At 56.6% G+C, this 12,822-nt stretch carries 14 protein-coding genes; 6 read left to right on the top strand and 8 right to left on the bottom strand.

The features are described from left to right. Nucleotides 1–226: 226 nt before the first annotated feature. The 3 genes from nhaB to ABLU88_RS04335 all read left to right on the top strand — a co-directional run bounded on the left by nhaB (nt 227) and on the right by ABLU88_RS04335 (nt 2,901). Nucleotides 227–1,780: a sodium/proton antiporter NhaB gene (nhaB, locus tag ABLU88_RS04345; RefSeq protein WP_025106151.1), complete on the top strand. Its 1,554-nt coding sequence runs from the start codon at nt 227–229 to the stop codon at nt 1,778–1,780. Nucleotides 1,781–1,909: 129 nt separating this feature from the next. Continuing rightward, nucleotides 1,910–2,440: a disulfide bond formation protein DsbB gene (gene dsbB / locus ABLU88_RS04340; RefSeq protein ID WP_014229804.1), complete on the top strand. Its 531-nt coding sequence runs from the start codon at nt 1,910–1,912 to the stop codon at nt 2,438–2,440. A 116-nt stretch (nt 2,441–2,556) separates the two neighbouring features. Continuing rightward, entirely contained in the window at nt 2,557–2,901 is a 345-nt protein-coding gene (locus ABLU88_RS04335) for a DUF1971 domain-containing protein (RefSeq protein WP_004103255.1), read from the top strand. Between the two features lie 8 nt (nt 2,902–2,909). Here ABLU88_RS04335 and ABLU88_RS04330 read toward each other — a convergent pair whose 3' ends face one another. From ABLU88_RS04330 to ABLU88_RS04320, 3 genes are all read right to left on the bottom strand, one after another. Next, a complete protein-coding gene (locus ABLU88_RS04330; RefSeq protein WP_348836181.1) occupies nt 2,910–3,356 on the bottom strand; it encodes a YcgN family cysteine cluster protein in 447 nt (148 codons plus the stop codon). Nucleotides 3,357–3,450: 94 nt separating this feature from the next. Then, nucleotides 3,451–4,110, bottom strand: a complete 660-nt coding sequence (locus ABLU88_RS04325) for a fumarylacetoacetate hydrolase family protein (RefSeq protein ID WP_004851997.1) — start codon at nt 4,108–4,110, stop codon at nt 3,451–3,453. Between the two features lie 17 nt (nt 4,111–4,127). Further along, nucleotides 4,128–4,409 (bottom strand): YcgL domain-containing protein, encoded by a 282-nt coding sequence (locus tag ABLU88_RS04320; protein ID WP_004138522.1) that lies wholly within the window; start codon nt 4,407–4,409, stop codon nt 4,128–4,130. Between the two features lie 126 nt (nt 4,410–4,535). On the opposite strand from ABLU88_RS04320, the gene minC reads away from it, so the two are divergent. The 3 genes from minC to minE are packed head-to-tail and all read left to right on the top strand — an operon-like array spanning nt 4,536 to nt 6,343. Continuing rightward, on the top strand, nt 4,536–5,234 hold the full coding sequence (gene minC / locus ABLU88_RS04315; RefSeq protein ID WP_004852000.1) for a septum site-determining protein MinC: 699 nt from the start codon (nt 4,536–4,538) through the stop codon (nt 5,232–5,234). Between the two features lie 23 nt (nt 5,235–5,257). After that, entirely contained in the window at nt 5,258–6,070 is an 813-nt protein-coding gene (gene minD / locus ABLU88_RS04310) for a septum site-determining protein MinD (RefSeq protein ID WP_004103267.1), read from the top strand. Between the two features lie 3 nt (nt 6,071–6,073). Beyond that, a complete protein-coding gene (gene minE / locus ABLU88_RS04305) occupies nt 6,074–6,343 on the top strand; it encodes a cell division topological specificity factor MinE (RefSeq protein WP_002910902.1) in 270 nt (89 codons plus the stop codon). A gap of 64 nt (nt 6,344–6,407) precedes the next feature. Here minE and rnd read toward each other — a convergent pair whose 3' ends face one another. The 5 genes from rnd to ABLU88_RS04280 all read right to left on the bottom strand — a co-directional run bounded on the left by rnd (nt 6,408) and on the right by ABLU88_RS04280 (nt 12,800). After that, nucleotides 6,408–7,523 carry a ribonuclease D gene (gene rnd / locus ABLU88_RS04300; RefSeq protein WP_004852003.1) on the bottom strand — a complete coding sequence of 372 codons (1,116 nt, stop codon included), beginning with the start codon at nt 7,521–7,523 and terminating at the stop codon, nt 6,408–6,410. 81 nt (nt 7,524–7,604) lie between these two features. Beyond that, the gene (gene fadD, locus ABLU88_RS04295; RefSeq protein WP_014229806.1) at nt 7,605–9,290 is read right to left on the bottom strand and encodes a long-chain-fatty-acid--CoA ligase FadD; all 1,686 of its coding nucleotides are present in this window, start codon (nt 9,288–9,290) and stop codon (nt 7,605–7,607) included. A 208-nt stretch (nt 9,291–9,498) separates the two neighbouring features. Further along, a complete protein-coding gene (locus ABLU88_RS04290) occupies nt 9,499–10,083 on the bottom strand; it encodes a Slp family lipoprotein (RefSeq protein WP_004852007.1) in 585 nt (194 codons plus the stop codon). 43 nt (nt 10,084–10,126) lie between these two features. Further along, nucleotides 10,127–10,822: a tRNA (adenosine(37)-N6)-threonylcarbamoyltransferase complex dimerization subunit type 1 TsaB gene (gene tsaB / locus ABLU88_RS04285; protein ID WP_048263759.1), complete on the bottom strand. Its 696-nt coding sequence runs from the start codon at nt 10,820–10,822 to the stop codon at nt 10,127–10,129. Nucleotides 10,823–10,889: 67 nt separating this feature from the next. Further along, nucleotides 10,890–12,800, bottom strand: coding sequence for an ATP-dependent DNA helicase (locus ABLU88_RS04280; protein WP_014229807.1), 1,911 nt, complete (start codon nt 12,798–12,800; stop codon nt 10,890–10,892). Nucleotides 12,801–12,822 lie beyond the last annotated feature (22 nt).

Genomic DNA, 12,822 nt, shown 5'->3' with positions numbered 1-12,822 from the left:
AGCGTTGCTATTCGACTCATCATACCAGAGCGGCCATAAGGCAGATAGCGCCAGAAAGTAATTAAAAAGGGATCGCCGTTTCATTTTCAACTTTTCATTTCACACTTTCTGTGGCTAAAGAACGTGATGCGAAGAAAGTTGCGTCTCGTTTTGCGCAACTGGTAATCTTGCGTATAGTTACGCATAAAATCATGTTTCAGAATTTGACGGAGAAAGGATGTCTGTCGTGGAAATGTCGTATGGCCGCGCCCTGTGGCGCAACTTTCTTGGTCAGTCCCCGGACTGGTACAAACTCACTCTCATCATTTTCCTGATCGTTAATCCGCTGGTCTTTTATCTTCATCCGTTTATTGCCGGATGGCTGCTGGTTATCGAATTTATCTTCACCCTGGCGATGGCGCTTAAATGTTATCCGCTGCTGCCGGGCGGCCTGCTGGCTATTGAAGCGGTATTTATCGGTATGACCACGCCCGGGCATATTCGCGAAGAAGTGGCCAGTAATCTTGAAGTCCTGCTGCTGCTGATGTTTATGGTGGCGGGTATCTACTTCATGAAGCAGCTGCTGCTGTTCATCTTCACCCGTTTGCTGCTCGGCATTCGCAGCAAGATGCTGCTGTCGCTGGCGTTTTGCGTCGCGTCCGCTTTCCTCTCCGCCTTCCTCGACGCGTTGACCGTTGTCGCCGTCGTGATCAGCGTAGCCGTTGGCTTCTACGGTATTTATCACAAAGCCGCTTCGGCGCGGCCGGACGATGACAACATGCTCGACGACAGCCATATCGAGCAGCACTATCGCGATGTTCTGGAGCAGTTTCGCGGCTTCTTGCGCAGCCTGATGATGCACGCCGGGGTCGGCACCGCGCTCGGCGGCGTAATGACGATGGTCGGCGAACCGCAGAACCTGATTATTGCCAAAGCCGCGGGCTGGCACTTCGGTGAATTCTTCATACGCATGCTGCCGGTAAGCTTACCGGTGCTGGTATGCGGCCTGCTCACCTGCCTGCTGCTGGAGAAATTCCGCCTGTTTGGCTACGGCGAACCGCTGCCGCCTACGGTGCGCAAAGTGCTACAGGATTTCGACGATCGTAGCCGTCAGAGCCGCAGCCGTCAGGATCGCCTGCGTCTTATCGCCCAGGGGGTTATTGGCGTCTGGCTGATCGTCGCGCTGGCGCTGCATCTGGCGGAAGTCGGCCTGATTGGCCTGTCGGTCATCATTCTGGCAACGACTTTTTCCGGCGTCACCGATGAACACGCCATCGGCAAAGCGTTTACCGAAGCGCTGCCGTTTACCGCGCTGCTGACGGTCTTTTTTGCCGTCGTGGCGGTGATCATCGATCAGCACCTGTTTGCCCCGGTGATCGAATTTGTTCTCCAGGCCTCGCCGCACGCCCAGCTATCGCTGTTCTATCTGTTTAACGGCCTGCTATCGTCGATTTCGGATAACGTCTTCGTCGGCACCGTGTACATCAACGAAGTGAAGACGGCCCTGGAGCATGGGACGATCGGCCTGCCGCAGTTTGAGCTGCTGGCGGTGGCCATTAATACCGGTACTAACCTGCCATCCGTCGCCACGCCGAACGGTCAGGCCGCGTTTCTGTTCCTGCTCACCTCCGCGCTGGCCCCGCTGATTCGCCTCTCCTATGGCCGTATGGTGTGGATGGCGCTGCCGTATACTCTCGTCCTGACCCTGGTGGGCCTGGCGTGCGTCGAGTTTACCTTGATGCCGGCGACCCAGTGGATGCTGGAGCAGGGTTGGCTGGTGACGCCTCAGCTGCTGAAATAAAAAAGCAATACCCGGATCAAAAATCCGGGTATTCCATATTCGCTTACGTAATATTTTCAGACTAGCTGCTGGCGTCGCTTCGGTTTTCGTTTACACTGCCATGATTTAGCATGTTCCAGGGAAATGATTATGTTGCGATATTTAAACCAGTGCTCAAGGGGACGCGGTGCCTGGCTCCTGATGGCGCTTACCGCGTTTGTTCTTGAATTGGTTGCTTTGTGGTTCCAGCACGTCATGCTGCTGCAACCCTGCGTACTCTGTATTTACGAACGCTGCGCGCTTTTTGGCATTATGGGTGCCGGTATTGTCGGCGCCATCGCGCCAAAATCGCCTCTGCGCTATGTGGCGATTATTATCTGGCTCTACAGCGCCCTGCGCGGGCTGCAGCTGGCATGGGAACACACCATGATTCAGCTTCACCCTTCCCCCTTCCAGACCTGCGATTTCGCCGCTCGTTTCCCCACGTGGCTGCCGCTGGATAAATGGCTGCCTCAGGTATTTGTCGCAACCGGTGACTGCTCCGTACGCCAGTGGGAATTCCTGACGCTGGAAATGCCGCAGTGGCTGGTCGGGATCTTCGCCGCCTATCTGGTTGTCGGCGCGCTGGTGCTTATCGCACAGCCGTTTAAACCTAAAAAGCGCGATCTGTTTGGCCGCTAAGAACGATTGCTGATAAAGCGCTCCTCCGGGAGCGTTTTTTTTGCCTGCACGTTGACGTCGGTCACATAAAGTTGCATATTAAATGCAACTTATCGATGTTAACTAAGGAGCACATGATGTCTCATTTGCGTATTCCCGCTAGCTGGAAGGTAAAACGCTCCACCCCATTCTTTACCAAACAGAACGTCCCTGCCGCTCTGCTGACGCACCACAACACCGCTGCGGGTGTTTTCGGCCAGCTTTGCGTGATGGAAGGTACGGTAACCTATTATGGTTTCGCCGACGAACAGGCGACAGAGCCTGAAGCAAAGGTCGTTATCAACGCCGGACAGTTCGCGACCAGCCCGCCGCAGTACTGGCACCGCATTGAACTTAGCGACGACGCGCAGTTCAATATTAACTTTTGGGTTGCAGATGACGCCGACGGTGAAAGCGGGCTATTCCACGCGAAGAAAGGCTAACTGAGCGCCTACTGCGCCCAGTCTGGTTTGTTCAGGATATGATCCTGCCAGTCAACCACCGTGGATTCTTTCACAGCAATATGGCGAACGGAGATGCGTTCGCCATGCATCGCCGCCTTCGAACCGGTTAACAGCGGGTGCCAGTGCGGCAGAGGTTGACCTTCCGCCAGCAGACGATAGGCGCAGGTCGGCGGCAGCCATTCAAACGTAGGCAGGTTGTCGCGGGTGAGCTTAATGCAGTCCGGTTCATATTCGAAACGGCGCTCATAGTTACGGCACTGGCAGGTTTTGATATTAAGCTGACGGCAGGCGACGTTGGTGAAGTAGATTTCGTCGGTATCCTCATCCATCAGCTTATGCAGGCAGCACTGTCCGCAGCCGTCGCAAAGTGATTCCCACTCCGCATCGCTCATTTCATCCAGTGTTATGTGTTGCCAGAAAGGTTGTTCGCTCATTGGGATGTCCGTCATTGCAGTTCAGGGTGCACCTTATAACCAGTCTGGCACGCCGATGCAAGTTTTGCCGCCCGGAGAAGGCGGCAAGCGGTCGTTACAGCACGCGGGTGGTCAGCGAAAACCCGTTAAAACCGACTTCCAGCTCGTCGCCGCTGGCGAGCGGCCCCACGCCTTCCGGGGTGCCGGTCAGCACCACATCACCGGCTTTCAGGGTGAAGAAGCGCGACATATAGGCGATCAGCGGCACAATTTTATGAATCATGTCGGCCGTCGTGCCCTGCTGGCGCACCTCGCCGTTTACCTTCAGGCTCAGCGGCGTATTCTGCGCGTCGCCGTGAAATTCGCCGGCGGGAATAAACCCCGAAATCGGGCAGGAGTTATCAAAGCCTTTCGCCTTTTCCCACGGCTGCCCGGCTTTTTTCATTTTGCCCTGCAGATCGCGCAGAGTGAGGTCCAGCGCCACGCCATAGCCGGCGATGGCTTTGAGCACATGATCGTCCGTCGCCTGACGCAGCGTGCCGCCAATCAGCACCGCCAGCTCAACCTCGTGGTGCACCGACCCCAGCCCCTCAGGAAGCACCAACGGCTGGCGGATGTCGCATAGCGCCGTCTCAGGTTTAATAAACAGCACCGGCTCTTCCGGCGTCGCACTGCCCATCTCCTTGATGTGTTTTGCGTAGTTGCTGCCCACGCACACCACTTTGCTTACCGGATAATCCAGTAGCGCACCCTGCCAGTTATGATGTTGGTACATTGTTTTCCCTCTGTGGGTTAATCAGATTTATTCCCCTGTTCCGCCAGGTGTTTCTTGAGTAAATTTTCAGACGGAGGAGGGAGCTGAAGGTAATAGCCCTGATCGGCCAGCGCCTGTTTCACTTTATCCAAATCGGCGTGGATGAGTTTTTTTCGCCCATCGAGCGGTAAAATCATTGCCAGTTTGGGCGTACCGAAGCTATACATTAATTCGTCAGGAACGCGGGAGAAATCGTCCTTTTTTTCGACATATAAATAGGTTTGCTCACGTTTAGTACTTCGATAGATCACACAAAACATAGTTTTACTCGGAATTAGACCTGTGGTCACTTGCCTCTATATATGAGTGACTATAACATGCCTTTTAGTCTTCGGAATATCACCGCACTTCAGCGAGTGATAAACAGCAAATTGAGTAAGGCCAGGATGTCAAATACGCCAATCGAACTTAAGGGCAGTAGCTTCACCTTATCTGTGATTCATTTGCACGATGCAAATCCCGAGGTTATTCGTCAGGCGTTAGAAGACAAAATCGCCCAGGCTCCCGCCTTTTTACGTCATGCCCCCGTGGTGGTGAATATCAGCAGCATTGAAGATGACGTCGACTGGCGCCCTCTTCATGAGGCTATCGCGGCTACCGGTCTGCGTATTATGGGCGTAAGCGGATGTAAACTTCCTCGGCTGAAAACCGAAATTGACCGAGCCGGGATCCCTTTATTAACCGAAGGGAAAGAAAAAATTACCCGTCAGGCCGCGCCAGAACCCGTTGCCCCGCCGCCAGCTGTTAATCAGATCACAAAAACGCGCTTGATCGATCAGCCGGTACGTTCCGGTCAGCGTATTTATGCGCCACACTGTGATCTAATTGTTACAAACCATGTGAGTGCCGGGGCTGAACTTATTGCCGATGGTAATATCCATGTATATGGCATGATGCGGGGACGTGCGCTTGCCGGCGCCGGCGGCGACAGAGACGCCCAAATATTCTGCAGCAACCTCTCGGCGGAACTGGTTTCCATCGCCGGGGAATACTGGCTGAGTGATAACATTCCGGCCGAATTTTATGGCAAAGCGGCCCGTCTACGTTTAGACGACAGCGCTTTGACGATTCAATCGTTGAATTAATCCCTTTTTAACAAGGAATTTCTATGGCACGCATTATTGTTGTGACTTCGGGTAAAGGAGGCGTTGGCAAGACCACCTCCAGCGCGGCCATCGCTACTGGTTTGGCCCAGAAGGGAAAGAAAACGGTCGTTATCGACTTCGACATCGGCCTGCGTAACCTCGATCTAATCATGGGCTGTGAACGCCGGGTCGTTTATGACTTCGTCAACGTCATCCAGGGCGATGCCACGTTGAACCAGGCGCTGATTAAAGACAAGCGCACGGAGAACCTCTACATCCTTCCGGCCTCCCAGACGCGTGACAAAGACGCCCTGACCCGCGAAGGCGTAGACAAAGTTCTCGAAGAACTGAAAAAAATGGATTTTGATTTTATCGTCTGTGACTCCCCTGCAGGCATCGAAACCGGTGCGCTGATGGCGCTGTACTTCGCTGATGAAGCCATCATCACCACCAACCCGGAAGTCTCCTCCGTTCGCGACTCCGACCGTATCCTCGGCATCCTGGCCTCCAAATCCCGCCGCGCGGAAAGGGGCGAAGATCCGATTAAAGAGCATCTGCTGCTGACGCGCTATAACCCAGGCCGCGTGAACAAAGGTGACATGCTGAGCATGGAAGACGTGCTGGAAATTCTGCGCATCAATCTGGTGGGCGTGATTCCGGAAGATCAGTCCGTGCTGCGCGCGTCTAACCAGGGCGAACCGGTTATTCTGGATGACGCCTCGGATGCGGGTAAAGCCTATGCCGATACCGTTGAACGTCTGCTCGGAGAAGAACGCCCTTTCCGCTTCGTAGAAGAAGAGAAGAAAGGTTTCCTCAAACGCCTGTTCGGAGGATAAATTATGGCATTACTCGACTTTTTTCTCTCGCGGAAAAAGAACACGGCCAACATTGCGAAAGAGCGCCTGCAAATTATCGTCGCGGAGCGCCGCCGCGGCGACGCTGAACCGCACTATCTTCCGCAGCTGCGCAAAGACATTCTCGAAGTGATTTGCAAGTATGTGCAAATCGACCCGGAAATGGTCAGCGTACAGCTGGAGCAGAGGGACGGTGATATTTCGATTCTGGAGCTGAACGTGACCCTGCCGGAAACTGAAGAGTCGAAGTCCTGAGCCTGAAGGTATAAAAAAACCGGCAACGCTGTGCGAAGCCGGTTTTTCACTATGCCGTTCGGCGCTAGCGCGGGTAGTCGCTCAATAGCGCATTCAGGCGATCGGCCATCAATTCTCCGCGCCAGCCGGAAACCAGTTCAGGCTGCCCGTTGCCGTTTTTAAGCCCCCAGTGCCAGTTCAGCAGTTGGTTAATCTGTCTTCTTGAGGCCAGCAGCTCCGCGCTAACGCCCTTCTCGGCGCTCACGGTCTGCACAAGCGCTTTAATATCCTTAAACAGCTTGCGGTAGCCCGGCATGTCGATCAGGTTCTGCAGCGGCTCTGGCAGCGCCTCTTCCGGCAGCGCCTGCGCTTTCTCGACGAGGCCGATCAGCGTCTTGCCGTGGAAACGAATTTCGCTGCCCGAGAGTCCGAGGCTGTCAAGCTCCCCGAGGCTGGTGGGCATATAGCGCGCCACGTTCCACAAATGCTCTTCCCGGATCACAAAGTTGACGGCCAGATCGCGCTCGCGCGCTTTGCGCAGACGCCACTCCGCCAGCAGCTGCAGGCAGCCCAGCTGACGAGTACGCAGCTGCCAGGCATTACCGATATCGCGCCACGCCTCGGCGGGATCCTGAATCTCCTGACGCCGCTGCTGCATCAGCTGACATTCATCCAGGGCGGCGGAGAGCCAGCCTGCGCTGTCGGTTTCAGCCATCAGCTTTCCGGCAATCGGCAGCAGGTACCAGACGTCGGCGGCAGCATAAATGCACTGGCGTTCGGTCAGCGGGCGCGCCAGCCAGTCGGTGCGGGACTCGCTCTTGTCCAGCGCCACGCCGGTAAACTCTTCCACCATCGACGCAAAGCCCCACGACATCGGGCGGCCGCAAAAAGCGGCGAGAATTTGCGTGTCAATCAGCGGCTGCGGCATCAAATGAAAAGCATTGAGGAATACTTCCAGATCTTCACTGCCGGCGTGCAGAAATTTGGTCACATCTTTATTCAGCAGCAGTTCACGCATCGGTTCCCAGTCGGTGATGACCAGCGGGTCAATCAGCGAAACCTGGCTGCCGTCGAACAGCTGGAGCAAACCGAGCTGCGGGTAGTAGGTACGAGTACGGACAAATTCCGTATCCAGCGCGATGGCGGAAACCGCGCTTGCCGCGTCGCAGACGGCGCGAAGGCCATCGTTGGTGGTGATCATCTGATAGTTCAAATCATACTCTCTTAACTTGCGCCCATAAAAAACGCCGGCTTAGCCGGCGTCTGGCGATTCACTCTTAGCTCAGGCTTTATTGTCTACTTTAGCACGGGCTTCGTCACGCAGTTCTCGACGTAAAATTTTCCCGACGTTGGATTTCGGCAGCTCATCGCGAAACTCCACCAGCTTCGGCACCTTGTAGCCGGTTAGCTGGCGACGGCAGAAAGCGATCAGCATCTCTTCCGTCAGCGCCGGATCTTTCTTGACCACGAAAATCTTCACCGCTTCACCGCTGCTGCCGGACGGCACGCCGACCGCGGCCACTTCCTGAACCCCGGCGTGCTGCATCACCACATCTTCGATTTCATTCGGATAGACGTTGAAGCCCGAGACAAGAATCATATCTTTTTTGCGATCGACGATACGCAGGAAGCCCTCTTCATCCATCACCGCGATATCGCCGGTATGCAGCCAGCCGTCCTTGATAATTTCAGCGGTCGCGTCCGGACGCTGCCAGTAGCCCAGCATCACCTGCGGCCCTTTCACGCACAGCTCTCCCGGTTCTCCCGGCGCGACTTCATTATCGTCATCATCCACCAGCTTCGCTTCGGTGGAGGGCACCGGCAGGCCGATACTGCCGCTGTGATAGTCGATATCGTGCGGATTGACACTCACCAGCGGCGCGCACTCCGTCAGGCCATAGCCTTCCAGCAGATATTGCCCGGTCAGCTTAACCCAGCGCTCCGCCACCACCTGCTGTACCGGCATTCCGCCGCCGGCGGAGAGATGCAGTGAAGAGAAATCGAGCTGCTGAAACTCTTTGTTATTGAGCAGCGCGTTAAACAGGGTGTTGACCCCGGTCATCGCGGTGAAGGGATATTTCGCCAGCTCTTTGACCAGGCCTGGAATATCGCGCGGATTGGTGATCAGCAGGTTCTGCCCGCCCAGCTCTATAAACAGCAGACAGTTCATGGTCAGGGCAAAAATGTGGTACAGCGGTAGCGCGGTAACAACCAGCTCTTTACCGCGGTGCAGCAGCGGCCCGTAGGTACCGTTAACCTGCTCAAGGTTCGCCAGCATATTACGATGAGTCAGCATCGCCCCCTTCGCCACGCCGGTGGTCCCGCCGGTGTACTGGAGAAAAGCGAGATCCTGAGAGACGATTTCCGGCTTAATGTACTGCATACGGTAGCCGTGCTGTAGCGCGCTGCGAAACGAGATGGCGTCCGGCAGATGATATTTTGGCACCAGCCGTTTGATGTACTTCACCACAAAGTTAACCAGCGTCCCTTTCGCCGTGGAAAGCTGATCGCCCATGCGGGTTAAGATCACGTGCTTGACCTGGGTTTTATCAACCACCTTTTCCAGGGTATGTGCGAAGTTGGAAACGATCACAATGGCGGCGGCGCCGCTGTCGTTGAGCTGGTGCTCCAGTTCGCGCGGGGTGTAGAGCGGATTAACGTTCACCACGATCATGCCGGCGCGCAGAATACCAAACAGCGCCACCGGATACTGCAGCAGGTTAGGCATCATCAGGGCGACGCGGTCGCCTTTTTGCAGGCCTAGCCCTTCCTGTAGATAAGCGGCGAACGCCCGACTGCGCTCCTCCAGCTTACGGTAGGTCATCACCTCGCCCATATTGATAAAGGCCGGCTGATCGGCATAGCGGCGGACGGCGTGTTCAAACAGTTCAACCAGGGATTGATAGCGGTCAGGGTTTATCTCCGCAGGAACGTCCGCGGGATAACGGTTTAGCCAAACCTTTTTCACTGCATCACCTCTGAAATAGTTATTCGTCGTCATCACAGCCCCTGATCAACAAACATTTTGTTAACATTATATTAACTCAGCGTACCAGTTTATTAATTAGCCGTTGTACAGGTTGCGAAGCGCGTCACTATTTATTTTTCTTATTTGACTGAAAACGAAGAAACAGCGGACCAGCCGCTGTTTCTTTTTGCTTACAAAGACTACAAAATCATTCGGTTACAACGTTTCTGACTTCGGCAGGACCGGGGTTATACCAGCCCCAGCCGCCGTACCCGTAGCCCCACGGGCGCGGGCCGAACATCCACGGGTCCATCATCGGCTGCGGCGGCATGACCACCTGCTGGACTACGTTCCAGCGTTTGTAGCCGGTGGCGTTCATCAGCATGAATTTATACGGCGTATTGCCCACTTTACCGTCGACGACGCCGACGATCGGGCCAACCACGGTAACCAGCTGTCCGCGAAAATCCACCGGGTCGATAAAGCCGTTCACGTCGGCAAAAATACGCCCGCGCGACGCTTCGCCCAGCTCCGGACGCGCGGCGTCGTCAAGCTGAACGGTGGCAATTTCCAGGCGGGTTTTACCCTGCTGATTCTGCACGCTGACGACCTTACCGCCAAAACGCGCTTCCTGGCCGACATACAGCTGCGGCGCGTTCATCACGCGGACTAAATCCTGCTGCGGCGTCGGGGTGGTGCCCTTAATGGCATCCGGCACCGAAGCGCACCCGCTCAGCGCAGCAACGACTGCTGCCGCGACTAACCAACGCACTACCCTTTTTTGACCCGCCATGACGCGACTCCTTCCTTCTTCTCAGACATATAGTTACTGAGATTCACTCGCGGCCAGGAAGTTTCTTCCACGCCACTTCATTACGTAAATAAACTGGCTCAGCGTGTTCGACGGCCACGGTTTTTCCCGCCGTAAACAGGTGGCAGGCCAGCGGCAGCATATCCTGCGCTTCAGGCAGCTGAATGTCGCCATCGACGAGCGTTAAACCGCAGTCGTGAGCCATATCCGGCCACGCCTGCCAGCCGGTGCCCACGGTGGCCCACTCGCCTTCCAGCCGCTGAAGCCGCTCGCGAACCGCTTCCGGCTTCAGCACCGCCTCGCTCTCTTCGCCGTGCCAGACGCCCTGCTCATCGCGCTGATATTCCGCCCAGTAGACTTCGCCCATTCTGGCGTCGATGGCCGCCAGCACGCGGGTGGCGCCGTTTTTCCGCCACGCGCCCTGCGCCATGGTCGCCAGCGTAGATACGCCGATCATCGGCAGCCCGGCCCCCAGCGCCAGCCCCTGCGCGATACCGATGCCGATACGCACGCCGGTGAAGCTCCCCGGCCCGCGGCCAAAGGCCAGCGCATCAAGCTCGGTCAATAGCGTTCCGCTTTCATTGAGGACATCCTGCACCAGGGGCAGGATACGTTGGGTATGTTCACGGGGGCAGATTTCAAAATGAGCACTGAGGGTGCCATCATTCCACAGCGCCGCGGAGCAGGCCTCCGTGGCGGTATCGATAGCTAAAATTCGCATGGGTTGTCGCGCTCTCGCTCTAGCAGATTGACAAAATGGCGCGCAGCTTACCACATTTTGCGCCGGATTACCTCGCCGGCGGCACCGCAAGAAAACGCACCGCCCGGCGGATATCGCGCGTGCGCGGCGCAGGCGGAAGGCTCGCGAGGAAGACCGCGCCGTAGGGACGCATCACCAGACGGTTGTCGCAGATAACCAGTACCCCGCGATCGTCGATGTCGCGAATCAGGCGCCCCACCCCCTGTTTAAGGGTAATCACCGCGTCCGGTAGCTGGACCTCGTCAAAAGGATCGCCGCCGCGCAGGCGACAATCTTCCATCCGCGCTTTGAGTAGCGGATCGTCCGGCGAGGTGAACGGCAGCTTGTCGATAATCACCAGCGAAAGCGCATCGCCGCGCACGTCCACCCCTTCCCAGAAGCTGCTGGTCGCCACCAGCAGCGCATTTCCGGCGCTGACGAACTGCTGTAAAAGCTGACCTTTGCTGGTTTCTCCCTGCAGGAGCACCGGCAGCGTCATGGTGGCGCGGAACTGTTCCGCCAGATCGCGCATCATGGCGTGCGAGGTGCAGAGCATAAAGCAGCGCCCGTCGTTGGCCTCAATCAGCGGTTTGAGCATCGCCGCCAGATGGCGCGCCGCGCCGGGCTGGTTCGGCAAAGGTAAATTGCGCGGTACGCACAGCAGCGCCTGATGGGCATAATCAAAGGGGCTGGGCAGCAGCAGCGTTTGCGCTTCGCCAATCCCCAGGCGATCGGTAAAGTGGTGCAAATCGTCATTGACCGAGAGCGTCGCCGAGGTAAAAATCCAGCTCCCCGATTTTTGCGCCATCACCTCTTTAAACTTATCCGCTACCGTCAGCGGAGTCAGCGCCAGAGTAAAATTACGCGAAGTGCACTCATACCAGTAGCTAAAGCCGGGCTGGTTGGTCTCTTTGAGCCGCTTCAGGCGGCCGCGGTAGACGGTGGCCCGCTCAAAGGCGGCGTCGAGCAGCGCCGAGCGGCCCAGCGACAGCTTTGCCACGTCGTAACAGAGTTCGAGCGCATCATCAAGCAGCAGCAGCGCGCGCTGAATGTTGTTATCCGCCAGCAGCTCGCGCAGGTTGCCGCGATAGCCGGGTTCCCCCAGCTGCAGGCGAAAATCCTGCGCGCTCTGGGCCAGGCGGTCGGCGCATTTCTGCAGCTGCTGGGTGTCTTTGAGTTCGGTGCGATAAGCAATGGTGATATCTTTCGCCAGGTCCAGCAGCTGGCGGCTGGAGAGCGACTGGCCGAAGTACTGGCTGGCGATGTCCGGTAGCTGATGCGCTTCGTCGAAGATCATCACTTCCGCTTCGGGAATCAGCTCGGCAAATCCGCTCTCTTTGACCACCATATCGGCGAGGAACAGATGGTGGTTGACGACGACCACGTCAGCATCCATCGCCTTTTTCCGCGCCTTCACCACAAAACAGTCTTTATATAACGGGCAGTCGCTGCCGAGGCAGTTATCGTTGGTACTGGTGACCAGCGGCCAGGCCTGGGAATCTTCGGCCACGCTAACGCAGGTGCTGATATCGCCATCAACGGTCTGGTTAGACCACGAACGCAGCAGAATGACATCGCTGAGGGTTTGCACCGGCAGGTCGCCGCCGGCGAGCGCCTGCTGTTCCAGCCGCTCCAGGCACAGGTAGTTCGAACGCCCTTTCAGCAGGGCCAGCTTACCGGTGTACTTCAGCGCTTTAGCGACAGTGGGTAAATCCCGACTGTAGAGCTGATCCTGTAGCGCTTTCGAGCCGGTGGAGATAATGACTTTCTTATTGGCGCGGAGCGCAGGCGCCAGGTAGGCGTAGGTTTTCCCGGTCCCGGTCCCCGCCTCAACCACCAGCGGACGGGTTTCTTCAATCGCGCTGGCGACGGCGAAAGCCATCTGACGCTGCGGCTCGCGTGGTTTAAATCCCGCAATCGCGCTGGCCAGCTGGCCGTCTGCTGCAAAATCGTCGATCACATTACCCCCTGGTTATTTGGAC

Origin of the sequence: Klebsiella sp. GW_Kp182 (genome assembly GCF_040062275.1) — a bacterium.
Classification (GTDB): Bacteria; Pseudomonadota; Gammaproteobacteria; order Enterobacterales; family Enterobacteriaceae; genus Klebsiella; species Klebsiella michiganensis.
Note: the sequence above shows the minus strand (reverse complement) of the source record. Positions and strands in the feature narration are given on the sequence as shown.

Excerpts from the sequence above, each read along its gene's own strand:
- dsbB (WP_014229804.1), top strand. The coding sequence starts at position 1,910 with ATGTTGCGATATTTAAACCAGTGCTCAAGGGGACGCGGTGCCTGGCTC.
- ABLU88_RS04335 (WP_004103255.1), top strand. The coding sequence starts at position 2,557 with ATGTCTCATTTGCGTATTCCCGCTAGCTGGAAGGTAAAACGCTCCACC.
- ABLU88_RS04330 (WP_348836181.1), bottom strand. The coding sequence starts at position 3,356 with ATGAGCGAACAACCTTTCTGGCAACACATAACACTGGATGAAATGAGC.
- ABLU88_RS04325 (WP_004851997.1), bottom strand. The coding sequence starts at position 4,110 with ATGTACCAACATCATAACTGGCAGGGTGCGCTACTGGATTATCCGGTA.
- ABLU88_RS04320 (WP_004138522.1), bottom strand. The coding sequence starts at position 4,409 with ATGTTTTGTGTGATCTATCGAAGTACTAAACGTGAGCAAACCTATTTA.
- minC (WP_004852000.1), top strand. The coding sequence starts at position 4,536 with ATGTCAAATACGCCAATCGAACTTAAGGGCAGTAGCTTCACCTTATCT.
- minD (WP_004103267.1), top strand. The coding sequence starts at position 5,258 with ATGGCACGCATTATTGTTGTGACTTCGGGTAAAGGAGGCGTTGGCAAG.
- minE (WP_002910902.1), top strand. The coding sequence starts at position 6,074 with ATGGCATTACTCGACTTTTTTCTCTCGCGGAAAAAGAACACGGCCAAC.
- rnd (WP_004852003.1), bottom strand. The coding sequence starts at position 7,523 with ATGATCACCACCAACGATGGCCTTCGCGCCGTCTGCGACGCGGCAAGC.
- ABLU88_RS04290 (WP_004852007.1), bottom strand. The coding sequence starts at position 10,083 with ATGGCGGGTCAAAAAAGGGTAGTGCGTTGGTTAGTCGCGGCAGCAGTC.
- tsaB (WP_048263759.1), bottom strand. The coding sequence starts at position 10,822 with ATGCGAATTTTAGCTATCGATACCGCCACGGAGGCCTGCTCCGCGGCG.